At 61.7% G+C, this 16,619-nt stretch carries 17 protein-coding genes and 1 other RNA gene; 14 read left to right on the top strand and 4 right to left on the bottom strand.

The window, feature by feature from the left end:
- Positions 1–168 precede the first annotated feature (168 nt).
- From petA to C4Q27_RS16625, 5 genes are all read left to right on the top strand, one after another.
- Complete coding sequence (gene petA, locus C4Q27_RS16605) at positions 169–762, top strand: ubiquinol-cytochrome c reductase iron-sulfur subunit (RefSeq protein WP_003251823.1); 594 nt, start codon at positions 169–171, stop codon at positions 760–762.
- The gene (locus C4Q27_RS16610; RefSeq protein ID WP_010952438.1) at positions 762–1,973 is read left to right on the top strand and encodes a cytochrome bc complex cytochrome b subunit; all 1,212 of its coding nucleotides are present in this window, start codon (positions 762–764) and stop codon (positions 1,971–1,973) included. The genes petA and C4Q27_RS16610 overlap by 1 nt, the downstream gene beginning before the upstream one ends.
- Positions 1,973–2,752 (top strand): cytochrome c1, encoded by a 780-nt coding sequence (locus tag C4Q27_RS16615; protein ID WP_010952439.1) that lies wholly within the window; start codon positions 1,973–1,975, stop codon positions 2,750–2,752. Before C4Q27_RS16610 ends, C4Q27_RS16615 begins: the two co-directional genes overlap by 1 nt.
- A 116-nt stretch (positions 2,753–2,868) precedes the next feature.
- The gene (locus tag C4Q27_RS16620) at positions 2,869–3,492 is read left to right on the top strand and encodes a glutathione S-transferase N-terminal domain-containing protein (RefSeq protein ID WP_014592290.1); all 624 of its coding nucleotides are present in this window, start codon (positions 2,869–2,871) and stop codon (positions 3,490–3,492) included.
- Positions 3,493–3,502: 10 nt separating this feature from the next.
- Positions 3,503–3,934: a ClpXP protease specificity-enhancing factor gene (locus C4Q27_RS16625; RefSeq protein ID WP_003251830.1), complete on the top strand. Its 432-nt coding sequence runs from the start codon at positions 3,503–3,505 to the stop codon at positions 3,932–3,934.
- Between the two features lie 60 nt (positions 3,935–3,994).
- On the opposite strand, the gene C4Q27_RS16630 is transcribed toward C4Q27_RS16625, so the two are convergent.
- The 4 genes from C4Q27_RS16630 to C4Q27_RS16645 form a co-directional block, all read right to left on the bottom strand.
- A complete protein-coding gene (locus C4Q27_RS16630; protein WP_003251832.1) occupies positions 3,995–4,573 on the bottom strand; it encodes a BON domain-containing protein in 579 nt (192 codons plus the stop codon).
- Positions 4,570–5,163: a phosphoheptose isomerase gene (locus tag C4Q27_RS16635; protein ID WP_012053657.1), complete on the bottom strand. Its 594-nt coding sequence runs from the start codon at positions 5,161–5,163 to the stop codon at positions 4,570–4,572. The genes C4Q27_RS16630 and C4Q27_RS16635 overlap by 4 nt, the downstream gene beginning before the upstream one ends.
- Positions 5,164–5,249: 86 nt before the next feature.
- Complete coding sequence (locus C4Q27_RS16640) at positions 5,250–5,621, bottom strand: YraN family protein (RefSeq protein WP_020190054.1); 372 nt, start codon at positions 5,619–5,621, stop codon at positions 5,250–5,252.
- The gene (locus tag C4Q27_RS16645) at positions 5,621–7,438 is read right to left on the bottom strand and encodes a penicillin-binding protein activator (protein ID WP_010952444.1); all 1,818 of its coding nucleotides are present in this window, start codon (positions 7,436–7,438) and stop codon (positions 5,621–5,623) included. Before C4Q27_RS16645 ends, C4Q27_RS16640 begins: the two co-directional genes overlap by 1 nt.
- 267 nt (positions 7,439–7,705) lie before the next feature.
- Between C4Q27_RS16645 and rsmI the strand changes: the two genes are divergently transcribed.
- The 9 genes from rsmI to mraY all read left to right on the top strand — a co-directional run bounded on the left by rsmI (position 7,706) and on the right by mraY (position 16,615).
- Entirely contained in the window at positions 7,706–8,500 is a 795-nt protein-coding gene (gene rsmI, locus C4Q27_RS16650) for a 16S rRNA (cytidine(1402)-2'-O)-methyltransferase (protein ID WP_256600107.1), read from the top strand.
- A gap of 67 nt (positions 8,501–8,567) precedes the next feature.
- Positions 8,568–8,943: RNase P RNA component class A (gene rnpB / locus C4Q27_RS16655), an RNA gene on the top strand.
- A 308-nt stretch (positions 8,944–9,251) separates the two neighbouring features.
- Entirely contained in the window at positions 9,252–9,707 is a 456-nt protein-coding gene (gene mraZ / locus C4Q27_RS16660) for a division/cell wall cluster transcriptional repressor MraZ (protein ID WP_004575120.1), read from the top strand.
- Positions 9,704–10,651 carry a 16S rRNA (cytosine(1402)-N(4))-methyltransferase RsmH gene (gene rsmH, locus C4Q27_RS16665; RefSeq protein ID WP_014592285.1) on the top strand — a complete coding sequence of 316 codons (948 nt, stop codon included), beginning with the start codon at positions 9,704–9,706 and terminating at the stop codon, positions 10,649–10,651. Before mraZ ends, rsmH begins: the two co-directional genes overlap by 4 nt.
- A complete protein-coding gene (gene ftsL, locus C4Q27_RS16670) occupies positions 10,648–10,941 on the top strand; it encodes a cell division protein FtsL (protein WP_010952448.1) in 294 nt (97 codons plus the stop codon). Before rsmH ends, ftsL begins: the two co-directional genes overlap by 4 nt.
- A complete protein-coding gene (locus C4Q27_RS16675; RefSeq protein ID WP_162490564.1) occupies positions 10,941–12,686 on the top strand; it encodes a penicillin-binding protein 2 in 1,746 nt (581 codons plus the stop codon). Before ftsL ends, C4Q27_RS16675 begins: the two co-directional genes overlap by 1 nt.
- Positions 12,683–14,173: a UDP-N-acetylmuramoyl-L-alanyl-D-glutamate--2,6-diaminopimelate ligase gene (locus C4Q27_RS16680; protein WP_177410007.1), complete on the top strand. Its 1,491-nt coding sequence runs from the start codon at positions 12,683–12,685 to the stop codon at positions 14,171–14,173. The genes C4Q27_RS16675 and C4Q27_RS16680 overlap by 4 nt, the downstream gene beginning before the upstream one ends.
- On the top strand, positions 14,166–15,533 hold the full coding sequence (murF, locus tag C4Q27_RS16685; protein ID WP_104887086.1) for a UDP-N-acetylmuramoyl-tripeptide--D-alanyl-D-alanine ligase: 1,368 nt from the start codon (positions 14,166–14,168) through the stop codon (positions 15,531–15,533). Before C4Q27_RS16680 ends, murF begins: the two co-directional genes overlap by 8 nt.
- Positions 15,533–16,615: a phospho-N-acetylmuramoyl-pentapeptide-transferase gene (gene mraY / locus C4Q27_RS16690; RefSeq protein WP_003251852.1), complete on the top strand. Its 1,083-nt coding sequence runs from the start codon at positions 15,533–15,535 to the stop codon at positions 16,613–16,615. Before murF ends, mraY begins: the two co-directional genes overlap by 1 nt.
- Positions 16,616–16,619 lie beyond the last annotated feature (4 nt).

Consider the following 16,619-nt stretch of genomic DNA (forward strand, 5'->3'; position numbering starts at 1 on the left):
GCATAGACGTAGATCAAGCAAAGCGTGGGTTGTCGCCCTTGCCGGGGTAATCACCTTGTCAGTGTGTGGATTTGTTTCTTACCATGACGGCCAATTTTTAGTGCCATTGACACAACCTAAGTACAGGCCAGGTCCAACTGGCCAAGCAAGCTGATGGGAGAGGACTGAATGAGCAATGACGGCGTCAACGCAGGCCGGCGCCGCTTCCTCGTAGCCGCGACATCCGTGGTCGGGGCGGCGGGGGCAGTGGGGGCTGCGGTACCGTTCGTGGGGTCATGGTTTCCCAGTGCCAAGGCGAAAGCCGCGGGTGCACCGGTGAAGGTCAACATCGCCAAGGTCGAGGCAGGGCAGCAGATGGTGGCCGAGTGGCGTGGCCAGCCCGTATTCATCGTGCGGCGAACGGAGGAAATCCTTGGCAATCTGAAAAAAATCACGGGTGACCTGTCCGATCCCGAGTCCAAGGCCTCGGTACAGCCAGCGTACGTCGACCCTGAGGTTCGCTCGATCAAGCCGGAAATTCTCATTCTCGTCGGCCTGTGCACGCACCTGGGCTGCTCGCCCACCTTCCGGCCAGAAGTGGCGCCCGCCGACCTTGGGCCGAAATGGGTGGGTGGTTACTTCTGCCCGTGCCACGGCTCTCACTATGACCTGGCTGGTCGTGTCTACAAGTCCCAGCCGGCGCCTCTCAACCTGCCCGTGCCACCGCACTCTTATGAGTCGGACGAGATCATCGTCATTGGCGTCGACCAGGAGAACGCATGATGAGCAAGTTCATGGACTGGATTGATGCTCGCTTCCCCGCCACCAAGATGTGGGAAGACCACCTCAGCAAGTATTACGCACCCAAGAACTTCAACTTCCTGTACTTCTTCGGCTCCCTGGCATTGCTGGTGCTGGTCAACCAGATCGTGACCGGCGTGTGGCTGACCATGAGCTTCACGCCCTCGGCGGAAGAGGCGTTCGCCTCGGTCGAGTACATCATGCGTGACGTGGAATACGGCTGGATCCTGCGCTACCTGCACTCCACGGGGGCGTCAGCGTTCTTCATCGTGGTCTACCTGCACATGTTCCGCGGCCTGCTCTATGGCTCCTACCAGAAGCCACGCGAGCTGGTCTGGCTGTTCGGCATGCTGATCTATCTGGCGCTGATGGCTGAAGCGTTCATGGGCTACCTGCTGCCATGGGGGCAGATGTCGTACTGGGGCGCCCAGGTGATCATCTCGCTGTTCGGTGCCATCCCGGTGATCGGTGATGACCTTACCCAGTGGATCCGTGGTGACTACCTGATCTCGGGCATCACCCTGAACCGCTTCTTCGCCCTGCATGTGGTTGCCCTGCCAATCGTGATTCTCGGCCTGGTGGTATTGCACATCCTCGCCTTGCACGAAGTGGGTTCGAACAACCCTGATGGCGTCGACATCAAGAAGAAAAAGGACGAAAACGGTATTCCGCTGGATGGTATTCCGTTCCACCCGTACTACACCGTCAAAGACATTGTCGGCGTGGTGGTGTTCCTGTTCGTGTTCTGCGCCGTGGTGTTCTTCTTCCCTGAAATGGGCGGTTATTTCCTGGAGAAACCTAACTTCGAGCAGGCCAACGCCTTCAAGACTCCAGAGCACATCGCGCCGGTGTGGTACTTCACACCGTTCTACGCAATCCTGCGTGCGGTGCCTGACAAACTGATGGGCGTCATTGCCATGGGAGCGGCCATCGCCGTGCTGTTCGTACTGCCTTGGCTCGACCGCAGTCCGGTGCGTTCCATGCGTTACAAGGGCTGGATCAGCAAGGTCTTCCTGCTGGTGTTCTGCGTGTCCTTCGTCATCCTCGGCGTGCTGGGCGTACTGGCACCGACACCTGGGCGTACTTTGCTGTCGCAGGTATGCACGGTGCTGTACTTCGCCTACTTCCTGCTGATGCCGTTCTACACAAGGCTCGAGAAGACCAAACCGGTTCCGGAAAGGGTGACTGGCTGATGAAAAAGTTGATTGCAGTATTTTTGCTGGCAGTGATGCCCGCCTTTTCCTTCGCTGCCGAACATGGCCTGGAGCTGGACAAGGTCGATATCGACCTGACTGACAAGGCCGCCATGCAGGACGGCGCGCGTACCTTCGCCAACTATTGCATGGGTTGCCACAGTGCCAAGTTCCAGCGCTACGAGCGGGTGGCTGATGACCTGGGTATCCCGCATGAACTGATGCTCGAGAAGCTGGTGTTCACAGGTGCCAAGATCGGTGACCACATGCAGATCGGCATGAAGCCCAGCGACGCCAAGACCTGGTTCGGTGCTGCGCCGCCCGACCTGACCCTGGTCGCCCGCGTGCGCGGTACCGATTGGCTTTACACCTACCTGCGCAGTTTCTATGAGGACCCATCCCGCCCTTATGGGGTGAACAACAAGGTATTCCCGAACGTCGGCATGCCTAACGTGCTGGTGGGTCTGCAAGGTAACCAGGTGGTGGGTTGCAAGCAGGTGCAGACGGTGGTCGATGGCAAGAAGCAATTCGACCCGTTGACCGGCAGCCCGTTGACCCATGAAGCTTGCGATCAGCTGACCATTACGCCGAATTCCGGTACCCTGACGGCCGAGCAGTTCGACGAGAAGGTCAAGAACCTTGTGACCTTCCTGGCCTATTCGGCCAACCCAGTCAAACTGGAAAGCCAGCGCATCGGCACCTATGTGTTGCTGTATCTGGCTTTCTTCTTCGTATTCGCCTACTTGCTCAAGCGTGAATACTGGAAGGACGTGCACTGATCACGCAGTAGTTTCTGGTTGTTGAACGCGCCCGGGGTGGCCTAGCAGTATTGCCAGGCCACCCCGGGCGCGTTTTCATTTAAAGTTGCACAAGCATCCGTGCGAGGAGCCGCTACATGGGCGCAACCAACAGGTTAGCCTGCTATTCCGATCCCGCTGATCACTATTCTCATCGGGTGCGCCTGGTTCTGGCCGAGAAGGGCGTCAGCGTGCAGTTGATCGATGTCGATCCCGCCCGCCTGCCGCCGAAGCTGGCCGAGGTCAACCCTTATGGCAGCGTGCCGACCTTGGTCGACCGTGACCTGGCGTTGTATGAATCGACCGTGGTGATGGAATACCTCGAGGAGCGTTACCCGCACCCGCCGCTGATGCCGGTATACCCGGTAGCGCGTGGCAACAGCCGTCTGCTGATGCACCGCATCCAGCGCGACTGGTGTGCCTTGGCCGATACCGTGCTTGACCCGCGTAGCAGTGAAGCTGCCCGAACCGAAGCGCGCAAGGCCTTGCGCGAAAGCCTGACCGGGGTCTCGCCGTTGTTCAGCGAGTTCGCCTGCTTCATGAGTGATGAGCAAAGCCTGGTCGATTGCTGTCTATTGCCCATACTCTGGCGTTTGCCGGTGTTGGGTATCGAATTGCCGCGGCAAGCCAAGCCGCTGCTGGATTACATGGAGCGCCAGTTCGCTCGCGAGCCTTTCCAGGCGAGCCTGTCCTCCGTAGAACGTGAAATGCGCAAGCTTTAAGGAGCCGTTGATGAACTCCAGTCGCCCCTATCTGGTTCGAGCACTGTACGAGTGGATCGTCGACAACGATTGCACGCCCCATATGCTGGTCAATGCCGAATTCCCGAAAGTTCAGGTGCCGGATGGTTTCGCCAGTGATGGCCAGATCGTCTTGAATATCTCGCCAAGTGCCGTGCGTAGCCTGCACATGGACAATGATGCAGTCAGCTTCGAGGGCCGCTTCAGTGGCGTGGCTCACTCGCTGTTCGTGCCAGTTGGTGCAATCCTGGGTATCTACGCCCGCGAAAATGGCCAGGGTATGGTCTTCGAGCTGGAGCCGTCTTCGATGGATGGCGACGAGCTGGAAGACGATGATGTGCAGCCGGATGACGATGGCCCGCCAGACGATGGAGGGCAGCCGCCGCGTCCGACTGGCCGGCCAAGCCTGAAAGTGGTCAAGTAACAAAAAAGGCGATCCGGATGGATCGCCTTTTTTGTTTGGCCTGTCCAGGCAATCACTGAGTCAATCGATGTACTCGAACAGCTTGACGATCTTCTGCACGCCCGACACGCCCTGCACCACGGCAGTGGCCGAGTTGGCTTCTTGACGGGTGACCAGACCCAGCAGGTAGACGATGCCGTTTTCGGTAATCACCTTGATGCGCGAGCTGGGCACGGCGTTGTCGGTCAGCATCTGGGTCTTGATCTTGGTGGTCAGCCAGGCGTCGTTGTTGCGCGCCAGAATGGAGGAGGGCTGCATCACTTGCAGCTCGTTGTGCACTTTCTTGACCCGCTGGACCTGGCTGGCGGTTTGCTCCGCGAGGCTCTTGAGGTCGGCGCGCGGGGTCTGCCCGGCCAGCAGGACGATACCGTTGTAGCTGCTGACAACGATGTGCGAGCCCTTGTCCAGGTCTGGGTTGGCTTTGGAAATGTTCACGGCAGCCTTGGTCTCGATCAGCGAGTCGTCGATCTTGCTACCGATGGTGCGCGTGCCGCGATCGTCCTCGATCGGCGAATTGCGGGTAGAGGTGAGTACCGAGCTGCAACCAGTGACGCTCAGGCACAGGGTCAGGGCCATCAGGCCGAGGCGCATAGGGGTCATTCTTCACTCCCGAACAGTTGGCTGTCGATCAGATCGCACAGGCAGTGGATCGCCAGCAGGTGGACTTCCTGGATACGCGCGGTAACTGTCGAAGGCACGCGGATTTCGACGTCCTCGGGCAGCAGCAGCGAAGCCATGCCGCCGCCGTCGCGACCCGTCAATGCTACGACAATCATTTCACGGTCATGTGCGGCCTGGATTGCCTGGATCACGTTGGCCGAATTGCCGCTGGTGGAGATCGCCAGCAGAACGTCACCGGGCTGGCCCAGGGCGCGGATCTGCTTGGAAAAGACTTCGTTGTAGCTGTAGTCGTTGGCGATCGAGGTCAGGGTCGAGCTGTCGGTGGTCAGCGCGATAGCTGGCAGGCTGGGGCGCTCGCGCTCGAAGCGGTTGAGCAGCTCCGATGAAAAGTGCTGGGCATCGCCGGCCGAGCCGCCGTTGCCGCAGGCGAGCATCTTGCCCTCGTTGAGCAGCGCATTGACCATGACCAGGCTGGCCTGCTCGATGTGCGGTGCCAGGATGTCCATTGCCTGTTGCTTGGTTTCGATGCTGGCCTCGAACAGCCGGCGAATTCGGGATTGCATGTCCATCTGGTGACCTTAAATGGGGCGGTGGCCTTTGCTACGCGCAACAACGACCAGCCCGCGATACATAGAGCAAAAAAAACGAAGTGGGTTCAGCATTCGAAGGCGTTTTTCAGCCATTGAAGCGGTCTGCCTGCATGGTGGCTACCCTGCAGGGCGACCACGTCGAAGCGGCAGGGGTAGTTGCCCCAGTGGGCCTCCTTCTGCAGGAACAGGGTGGCGGCAAGCACCAACCGTTTCTGCTTGCGCCCGTCGATACTGTCGAGAGCGCCTCCGAAGCCCGCGTGCAACCGGTAGCGGACTTCGACGAATACTACTGTATCGGCGTCGAGCATGACCAGATCAAGCTCACCGCCTTTGCATCGCCAGTTGCGTGCCAGCAACTGCAGCCCTTGCCCCTGAAGGTACTCAAGGGCTTGGGTTTCTGCCGCTTGCCCGGCACGGGTAGGCGATGCTGCGGCCATCAACGCACGGTGTCAGGCAGGCGCTTGACCTGGCCGCCGCTAAACTCGGCCCAAGGCAGCTGGCGTTCGACGCGCTGGTTGGCATTGATGCTCAGGCTGCCCGAAAGGCCAAGGACGCGGTTGTCCGGTAGCGCTTTCAGTTGGCCCAGGCGCGGCGCCAGGCTGTAGGCATCGACGCCCATGGCATACAGGCGGCCGAGGCTGCCAGCGGCTTGCGGCCACTGCTGTACAACCTGTTGACGCAGGCTGTTGCTGGTGTCGAGCAGCCACGGTGTTTCGCAGAAGCGGATGCCGTTCATGTCATTGTACTGGTTGATGTCACCGCTGGCGCTGTACAGGTTCGAGGTGGCATAGACCGGCACATCACCTGCGTATTGGAAGTTCAGGGTCGGCTTGATCTGTTGCGCCTGTTGTGGGGTCGAGGCGAGGAAGATGAAGTCGATGTCCTGGCGGCGCGACGGTTGTGCAGCGATGCTGCCGCCCACCGTGCTTTGCAGGCTCTTGGCGCGGCCTTCGCTCTGGCGCAGCTGGAACAGGTCGGCAATTTGCTGGGCCAGGGCGACCGGCTGGGCGATGCGCTCGGCGGCGAGCAGGGTTCCGCCATTGCCTTCCCAGTCCTGGCGGAAGGCGGCCAGGACACGGTCACCCCATTCGCCGCTCGGCACCAGGGCAACGGCGCGGACCATGCCATCGGCGCGGGCGCGGCGGGCCACTTCGCGGGCTTCGTCCTCGGCAGCCAAGCCGAACTGGAACAGTTGTGGCGGCGCCTTCTGGCCAGCGTCGGCGTAGTTCAGGGCCAGTGTGGTGATCGGCAGCTGTGGTTTGGCGGCCAGTTGTTTGACCAATGGCTTTTCAAGCGGGCCGATGACCAGTTGCACGCCGGCGGCTTGCGCCTGGCGATAGAAGTCGTCCAGCGAGCCGATGCGTGAGCTGTCGAACACCTGCACCGCAGGCGCTGGCTGGCCGCTTTGCTGGGCCTGGAAGTGGGCGGCCATGAAGCCATCGCGCAGGGCGCGGGCTACACCGGCCAGCGGGCCTTCCTGAGGCAGCAGCAGGGCGATCTTGGTCAGCGGCTGGCTGGCCAGCTCCTTGAGCTTGGTCAGGGCCAGCGGCAGTTGCTGGGCGGCAGGGTGGTCCGGGTGCTGTTTGACCCAGGCTTCGATGGCCGCTTGCTGCTGCTCCAGGGTGCCGGCGCTTTTCACGGCGAAGGCCAGGCTGGTCCAGCCAGCCAGGGTCTGATCGTTGGTTGGCTGCTGCAGTTGCTCTGCAGGCAGCGAGGCGACCAAGGCCCAGATGGCGTCATTGTTGGTGCTGGCGGCCTGGCCGCCAAGCAGCGGGGCCAGCAGAATGCGCTGCTGTGCAGCAGCCAGGGCCTGGCCATCGGCTTCGAGCGCGGCGGCGTGCACACTGTAGGTGCGCGCTTGCAGGTCTGCCGGCAGTTCGGCGAGGCGCTGCAGGCTGGGGTGGGCCAGGGCGGTCAGCGCTGCCTTGGGCTGGTTGCGGCTCATGGCCAGCTCGGCCGCGAGGGTGCTGGCGAACACTTGCTGGGCCGGCTTGAGCGTGTCCAGCGGGACCTGCTCGAGAATGCGTGCGGCGCGTGGGAAGTCCTTCTGCTTGTAGGCCAGGTCGGCCGCGCTCAGGCGCAGCAGCGCGGCGTCTTCCGCAGACTTGCTGGAAGCGGCCTTTTCGAGCAGTTGCTCGATGCTGGCGTCCGGGGTGCGTGGTAGTTCGCCCAGGCTGGATGAGGGCGAGCTGGCGCAGGCTGCCAGCAGGGCGGCGAGGCAGAGGGCTGTGAGCAGCCGCAGGCAAGCGATCATGTAAAGGTCCTGTTACTCGATCAAGTTGGCCGGCAATTGTACCCAAGCACTGGCCGGGGCGCGATGTTGCTGTGTCGATCCTTCACTATAGGTGGCGTGTTCCTGATCGCCGGCGAAGTTCTTTGCGCCCTGTTGCAGGCGCTCGGGCTACAATGGCGCCTTTGATCCGAATGACAGGTGTGCGCAGTGACTGATGTGGCAGGGGCTTCGAAATCCACGGTGGGGACGCTGTATGTGGTGGCAACCCCCATCGGCAACCTCGACGACATGAGCGCCCGGGCGCTGAAGGTGCTGGCGGACGTGGCGCTGATCGCGGCCGAAGACACCCGTCATTCGATCCGCCTGCTGCAACACTTTGGCATCGATACGCCGTTGGCCGCTTGTCATGAGCACAACGAGCGTGACGAGGGCGGGCGTTTCCTCTCCAAACTGCTGGCGGGTGAAAATGTGGCGCTGGTCTCCGATGCCGGCACGCCCCTGATTTCCGACCCGGGCTATCACCTGGTGCGTCAGGCGCGGGCCGCGGGGGTGAGCGTGGTGCCGGTCCCGGGCGCCTGTGCCTTGATCGCCGCGCTATCGGCGGCAGGCCTGCCGTCGGATCGCTTCATCTTCGAAGGCTTCCTGCCGGCCAAGCAGGCAGGGCGCCGGGCGCGCCTGGAGCAGGTGAGGGAAGAGCCGCGCACGTTGATCTTCTACGAAGCCCCGCATCGAATCCTGGAATGTCTTGAAGACATGGAGGCGGTATTTGGTGGCGATCGTCCGGCGTTGCTGGCGCGCGAACTGACCAAGACCTTCGAGACCCTGAAGGGCTTGCCGCTGGCCGAGTTGCGCGCCTTCGTAGCCGGCGACAGCAATCAGCAGCGTGGTGAATGCGTGGTGCTGGTCGGCGGCTGGAGTGCGCCGGAGGGCGAGCAGGCCATCAGTGCCGAAGCGCAGCGCGTGCTCGATCTGCTATTGGCTGAGTTGCCACTGAAGCGGGCGGCGGCGCTTGCAGCGGAAATTGCCGGGGTGCGCAAGAACCTGTTGTATCAACTGGCCCTTGAAAAGCAGAAAGCCGAATAGTGGCAGTTTGATATAAATGCCGTTAGCGCTTGTTCTTGCGCCCGCGTGTCGGTAACCTTGGCGGCGGAGAGTCGATCGGACAGTCGCTGCCTGTTTTTGTTCCGCAACTTTTTGTTGTGTGAGCAGCAGGGGGAGGAAAGTCCGGGCTCCACAGGGCGGAGTGCCAGGTAACGCCTGGGAGGCGTGAGCCTACGGAAAGTGCCACAGAAAATAACCGCCTAAGCACTTAGGTGCCGGTAAGGGTGAAAAGGTGCGGTAAGAGCGCACCGCACGGCTGGCAACAGTTCGTGGCTAGGTAAACCCCACTCGGAGCAAGACCAAATAGGGTTCCATCAGGCGTGGCCCGCGTCGGAACCGGGTAGGTTGCTAGAGGCGTCCAGTGATGGCCGTCGTAGAGGAATGACTGTCCTCGACAAAACCCGGCTTACAGATCGACTCTCCACCTTTCTTTCCCTGCTTGAATCGATAGCAGATCCTCTCTGGTAATACCGAAAAAATCTTACTCTTAATAAATTACTTTAACTTCGAACTCCATTCGCTTGCGTGGGTTTGATTTTTCTCGTGTTTTTTTCTCTCTGGCAGTCCTTCCGCGTTCCCTTGTTGCGCTAAATCTCGGTCCTGTAAGGCTTTTCCTTATGAACGTGCCTTGACGGTGCTGCGGGCGGATTCCTATAGTGTGCGCAAGTGGCAGAAAGTGGGATGAAGTGGGTTTTCTGACACAAAAAAGCTAACATTGTGGGGAATCACAGCCGTGTTCCGCGGAGCCAACGCCGTCAGCCTCGATGCCAAGGGCCGTCTCGCCATGCCGAGTCGGTACCGTGACGAGCTCGACTCACGTTGCAATGGCCAACTGATCGTGACCATTGACGCCGTAGACCCCTGTTTGTGTGTTTATCCCCTCGATGAGTGGGAACAGATAGAAGCCAAGTTGCGTGCCTTGCCATCGTTGCGTGAGGAAAACCGCCGCCTCCAGCGTTTGCTGATTGGTAATGCGGTTGACCTGGAGCTCGATGGCAGTGGGCGTTTCCTGGTGCCGCCCCGCCTGCGTGAGTACGCCAAGCTCGACAAGAAGGCGATGCTGGTGGGGCAACTGAACAAATTCCAGCTGTGGGATGAAGATGCCTGGAACGCGGTTTCGGCAGCTGACCTTGCAGCTATTCAACAACCGGGCGCCATGCCCGACGAATTGCGTGACCTGATCCTGTGACCATAGATAGCGGCTTCAACCACATTACCGTCCTGCTCGACGAAGCTGTCGAGGCATTGGCCCTGCGCGCCGACGGTTGCTATCTGGACGGCACTTTCGGCCGGGGCGGACACAGCCGTCTGATACTCAGCAAGCTCGGGCCGCAAGGTCGGCTCTTGGGCTTCGACAAAGATCCACAAGCGATTGCCACGGGGCAAGCGCTGGCGGCCGAAGACGGCCGCTTTGTCATTGTGCAGCGCAGTTTTGCCGAGCTGGGTGCAGAAGTGGCAGCACGCGGCCTGCACGGCAAGGTCAGTGGTGTGTTGCTGGACCTGGGCGTGTCCTCGCCGCAGCTGGATGACCCGGAGCGTGGCTTCAGCTTCCTCAATGATGGCCCGCTGGACATGCGCATGAACCCGGACCAGGGCATCAGTGCCGCTGAGTTCATCGCCACTGCGCCCGTGGAAGAAATCGCCCGCGTCTTCAAGGAGTACGGCGAAGAGCGCTTTGCCGGGCGAATGGCGCGTGCAGTGGTCGAGCGCCGTGAGAAGCAGCCCTTCACCCGTACCGCCGACCTGGCGGAGGTGCTCAAAGTGGCCAACCCGGCATGGGAAAAGGGCAAGAACCCGGCTACCCGTGCCTTCCAGGGCCTTCGCATTCACGTCAACAACGAGCTGGGTGACCTGGAGGCCGGTCTTGAGGCTGCGCTCGATGCGCTCGAAGTCGGTGGTCGCCTGGCGGTCATCAGTTTCCACTCGCTGGAAGATCGTATCGTCAAGCTGTTCATGCGAAAGCTGGTGAAGGGTGAGGCCGACAACCTGCCGCGTAACCTGCCGGTTCAGCACAAGGCCTTCGAGCCGAAAATCAAGCTGATCGGCAAGGCTCAGTTCGCCTCCGAGGCCGAGCTCAAGGCCAACCCGCGGTCGCGTAGCGCCGTGATGCGCGTGGCGGAGAAGCTGCGGTGAGCAGGCTACTTGCCAAACCCTTGCCAGGCGGAAGCTTCCTGATGCTTTTGCTGTTCGTCGGCGTGTTGGTTTCGGCCATTGCCGTGTCCTACAGTGCGCACTGGAACCGTCAACTGCTCAACACCCTGTACGGTGAATTGAACGAGCGCGACAAGGCTCAGGCCGAATGGGGTCGGCTGATTCTTGAGCAGAGTACCTGGACCGCTGCCAGCCGCATCGAGAACCTGGCCTCCGAGCAGTTGAAGATGCGCGTGCCGTCAGCTGACGAAGTCCGGATGGTGGCGCCATGATGAAGCTCGAAGGCGCACTCTACCCGTGGCGCTTCCGCGTAGTGATCGGCTTGCTGGCGATCATGGTCGGCGCCATTTGCTGGCGCATCATCGACCTCCAGGTGGTTGACCGTGACTTCCTCAAGGGCCAGGGCGATGCACGCAGCCTGCGTCACATCCCCATCCCGGCGCACCGCGGCTTGATCACCGATCGCAACGGTGAGCCGTTGGCCGTGAGTACCCCGGTCACCACGTTGTGGGCCAACCCCAAAGAGATGCAGGCCTCCAAGGAGCGCTGGCCGCAATTGGCCGCTGCGCTGGGGCAAAACCCGCAGCAGTTGATCGAGCGCCTGACCCAGCAGGCCAACAAAGAGTTCATCTACCTGGTCCGGGGGCTGACCCCCGAGCAGGGCCAGCACGTGCTCGACCTCAAAGTGCCTGGTGTGTACGGACTGGAAGAATTCCGCCGCTTCTATCCGGCCGGTGATGTGACTGCGCACATGGTCGGCTTTACCGACCTCGACGACCACGGTCGTGAAGGGGTGGAGCTGGCCTATGAAGAGTGGCTGGCCGGCGTGCCCGGCAAGCGCCAGGTGATCAAGGACCGGCGCGGTCGGCTGATCAAGGACATTCAGGTAACCAAGAACGCCAAGGCCGGGAAGACCTTGGCGTTGTCGATAGACCTGCGCCTGCAGTACCTGGCTACCCGCGAGTTGCGCAACGCCATTGCCGAACAGGACGCCAAGGCCGGCAGCCTGGTGATCATGGACGTCAAGACCGGTGAGGTCCTGGCCATGGTCAACCAGCCGACCTACAACCCCAACAACCGCCGTAGCATGTTCCCGGCGGCCATGCGTAACCGGGCGATCATCGACGTGTTCGAGCCGGGCTCAACGGTCAAGCCGATCTCCATGAGTGCGGCGCTGCAGAGTGGCCGCTGGAAGCCGACCGACAAGGTCGAGGTGTACCCTGGCAGCCTGCAGATCGGCCGCTACACCATCAAGGACGTGTCGCGCAGCGAGGGCCCGATTCTTGATTTGACCGGCATCCTGATCAACTCCAGTAACGTTGGCATGAGCAAGATCGCCTTCGACATCGGCGGCGAGGCCATCTACCGGGTCATGTCCCAGGTCGGCCTGGGTCAGTACACCGGCCTTGGCTTTCCGGGCGAACGTGTCGGCAACCTGCCCAACCACCGTGAGTGGCGCAAGGCCGAGACCGCCACCCTGTCCTATGGCTACGGCGTATCGGTGACCGCCCTGCAGCTGGTGCATGCCTACGCGGCGCTGGCCAACGACGGCAAGATGGTGCCGCTGTCGATCATCAAGGTCGACAAGACGCCGGAAGCCGTGCAGGCCATTCCGAAGGAAGTCGCCGAAACCGTTCAGGGCATGCTGCAGCAGGTGATCGAAGCGCCGCGTGGCGTCTTCCGAGCCCAGGTGCCGTTCTATCACGTGGCCGGCAAGTCCGGCACCGCGCGTAAGGCCACCGTGGGTGCCAAGGGATACACCGAAAACGCCTACCGCTCGCTGTTCGCCGGCTTCGGGCCAATGAGCGACCCGCGCTACGCCATCGTCGTGGTCATCGACGAGCCAAGAAAGGGTGGTTACTTCGGTGGCCTGGTTTCGGCGCCCGTATTCAGCAACGTCATGTCCGGCACCCTGCGCCTGATGAACGTGCCGCCAGACAACCTGCCGCCACCTGCACCAGCACCAGCCGTGCCATCACAAGTCAATGCAGCAGCCGCCAAGGGAGGGCGTGGATGATGACAATGCCATTAAGCAAACTTTTCGCCCATGCCAGCCGTGATCCGTTGATTCGCGAGCTGACCCTGGACAGCCGTAGTGTGCGCCCGGGTGACTTGTTCCTGGCGGTGCCGGGTGCCAAGGTCGATGGCCGCGAGCATATCGCCGATGCCCTGGCCCGTGGTGCTGCTGCCGTGGCCTATGAAGAGCAGGGCGCCAACGTGCTGCCGCTGACCGATGTGCCCCTGATTCCGGTCAAAGGCCTGATCGCTCAGCTGTCAGATATCGCCGGGCGCTTCTACGGTGAACCGAGCCGCCAGTTGAATCTGGTCGGCGTGACCGGCACCAACGGCAAGACAAGTGTTACCCAACTGGTCGCCCAGGCGCTCGACCTGCTTGGCCAGCGCTGCGGCCTGATTGGCACCCTGGGTACCGGTTTCTACGGCGAGTTGCAGAGCGGCCGCCTGACCACGCCGGACCCGATTGCCGTGCAATCGACCCTCAACGACCTCAAGAAAGGCGGCGCCAGGGCCGTGGCCATGGAAGTGTCTTCCCATGCCCTGGAGCAAGGCCGGGTTGCCGCACTGGAATTCGACATCGCGGTGATGACCAACCTGTCCCGCGACCACCTCGACTATCACGGCAGCATGCAAGCCTATGAGGCCGCCAAGGCCAAGCTGTTCGCCTGGCCGAGCCTGCGTTGCCAGGTGGTCAACCTGGATGACGGGTTTGGTCGTCGTCTGGCGGCCGACTTCGCGCGTCGCCCGAGTGTCGACCATATCGAAACCCGGCTGCTGAGCTACAGCCTGGAAAGCCCAGAGGCCTCGTTGTTCTGCCGCGAAGCTGTGTTCAGTGACGATGGCGTGCGCGCCACGATCGTCACTGCCCAAGGTGAGCGTATCTTGCGCAGCCAGCTGCTGGGCCGCTTCAACCTGAGCAACATGCTTGCCGCTGTGGCGACCCTGCTGGCGCTGGACTATGCGCTGGACGAGATCCTCAAGGTCACGCCGCAACTGCAGGGGCCGGTAGGCCGCATGCAGCGCCTGGGTGGCGGCGACAAGCCGCTGGTGGTGGTCGACTATGCGCACACACCGGATGCACTTGAAAAAGTACTCGAGGCCCTGCGCCCGCACGCTCATGGCAAGCTGTTGTGCCTGTTCGGCTGCGGCGGTGACCGTGATCGCGGCAAGCGCCCGCTGATGGCCGAAGTGGCCGAGCGCCTGGCCGACCGCGTACTGGTCACCGACGACAACCCACGTACTGAAGATCCGTTGCGCATCTTCGATGATATCCGCCCCGGTTTCACCAGGCCTGACGACGTCGAATTCGTGGCCGGCCGTGGCGAAGCCATCGCGCACCTGATTGCCACCGCTGCTGCCAACGATGTGATCGTGCTGGCCGGCAAGGGGCACGAGGATTACCAGGAGATCAATGGCGAGCGCCATGATTTCTCCGATTTGACCGAAGCCGAAAAGGCACTTGCAGCCTGGGAGGCTCCACATGCTTAAGCCGCTGTCACTCAGCCAGCTGACCACAGCACTGAAGGGTCAACACATCGGTGACGACGCCACGTTCACCGGCGTCAGCATCGATAGCCGCAGTGTCAGCGCCGGGCAACTGTTCGTCGCCCTGGCCGGCCCGCGTTTCGATGGCCATGACTACCTGGCAGATGTGAAAGCCAAAGGCGCAGTAGCCGCCCTGGTCGAGCGTGAAGTAGCCGATGTCGACCTGCCGCAGTTGCAGGTGGCCGATTGCCGCCTGGCCCTCGGTCAGCTCGGTGCATTGAACCGCGCCGCTTTCGACAAGCCAGTGGTGGCCATTACCGGTTCCAGCGGCAAGACCACGGTCAAGGAAATGCTCGCCAGCATCCTGCGTACCCGTGGCCTGGTGCACGCCACCCGCGGCAACTTGAACAATGACCTCGGTGCACCGCTGACACTGCTGGAGATCGCCCCGGAACACAGCGCGGCAGTGATCGAGCTGGGCGCCTCGCGCATTGGCGAAATCCGCTACACCGTAGGCCTGACGCAACCGCAGGTGGTCATCATCAACAACGCCGGTACTGCCCACGTTGGCGAATTCGGCGGCCCGGACAAGATCGTCGAAGCCAAGGGCGAGATTCTCGAAGGCCTGGGCCAGGGCGGTATTGCCATCCTCAACCTGGACGACAAAGCCTTTGATATCTGGAAGGCGCGTGCCGGTGCGCACAAGGTCGTCAGTTTCGCACGCAGCAACCCGAAAGCCGATTTCCACGCTTCAGACATTGGTCGCGATGCCCGTGGCTGCCCGTCCTTCACCCTGCATGGCGCCGGTGAAACAGTAGCCGTGCAACTCAATGTGCTGGGTGAACACAACGTCAGCAACGCCCTGGCCGCCGCCGCCGCTGCACATGCCGTTGGTCTGAGCCTGAGCGGCATCGCCGCCGGCCTGGCGGCGGTGCAACCGGTCAAGGGGCGCACCGTGGCGCAGATCGCGCCGAACGGGGTACGGGTAATCGACGACAGTTACAACGCAAATCCCACCTCTATGTGCGCAGCCATTGATATACTCGCCGGCTTTTCCGGACGCACCGTTCTGGTGCTTGGGGATATCGGCGAATTGGGGCAATGGGCGGAAGAAGGCCACCGTCAGGTGGGTGACTACGCGCGTGGCAAGGTCGACGCCCTGTACGCAGTGGGTTCCAACATGACACATGCGGTCAAGGCGTTCGGCGCCAATGGCCGCCATTTCGCTACTCAAGCTGAGCTGATCGATGCGGTTAGCGCCGAGAATGCCAGTGACACCACTATCTTGATCAAGGGCTCGCGCAGCGCTGCGATGGAAAACGTCGTGGCGGCATTGTGCGGTGCCAGCGGGGAGAAACATTAATGCTGCTGCTGTTGGCCGAGTATCTGCAACAGTTCCACAAAGGCTTCGCGGTCTTTCAGTACCTGTCCCTGCGCGGGATTCTTGGTGTACTGACCGCGTTGTCCCTGGCGCTGTGGCTGGGCCCCTGGATGATCCGTACCCTGCAAATTCGCCAGATCGGCCAGGCCGTGCGTAACGACGGCCCGCAATCGCACCTGTCCAAGTCCGGCACCCCGACCATGGGTGGGGCGCTGATCCTGTCGGCCATCGCCGTCAGCACCTTGCTGTGGGCCGACCTGAGCAACCGCTATGTATGGGTTGTGCTGATCGTCACCCTGGCGTTCGGTGCCATTGGCTGGGTCGATGACTACCGCAAGGTGATCGAAAAGAACTCGCGTGGCCTTCCGAGCCGCTGGAAGTACTTCTGGCAGTCGGTGTTCGGCCTGGCGGCGGCGGTGTTCCTGTACAAGACGGCGCCCACCAGCGTCGAGACCACGCTGATCCTGCCGTTCATCAAGGATGTCACCATTCCGCTGGGCGTCGGCTTCGTCGTACTGACCTACTTCGTCATTGTCGGTTCGAGCAACGCGGTCAACCTCACCGATGGCCTTGACGGCCTGGCAATCATGCCGACGGTGATGGTCGGCGGCGCGCTGGGCATCTTCTGCTACCTGTCGGGTAACGTGAAGTTCGCCGAGTACCTGTTGATCCCCTACGTGCCGGGCTCGGGCGAGCTCATCGTGTTCTGCGGCGCGCTGATCGGTGCCGGCCTGGGTTTCCTGTGGTTCAACACTTACCCGGCGCAAGTGTTCATGGGCGACGTCGGCGCGCTGGCGTTGGGCGCCGCGCTGGGCACCATCGCCGTCATCGTGCGCCAGGAAATCGTGCTGTTCATCATGGGCGGCATCTTCGTGGTGGAAACCCTGTCGGTGGTGATCCAGGTCGCCTCCTTCAAGCTGACCGGCAAGCGCGTGTTCCGCATGGCGCCGATTCATCACCACTTTGAACTCAAGGGCTGGCCAGAGCCCCGGGTGATCGTCCGATTCTGGATCATCACCGTGATCCTGGTACTGATTGGCCTTGCAACCCTGAAACTGAGGTAGATGA

The sequence above is a fragment of the Pseudomonas sp. SWI36 genome, from assembly GCF_002948105.1.
Taxonomy (GTDB): domain Bacteria; phylum Pseudomonadota; class Gammaproteobacteria; order Pseudomonadales; family Pseudomonadaceae; genus Aquipseudomonas; species Aquipseudomonas alloputida.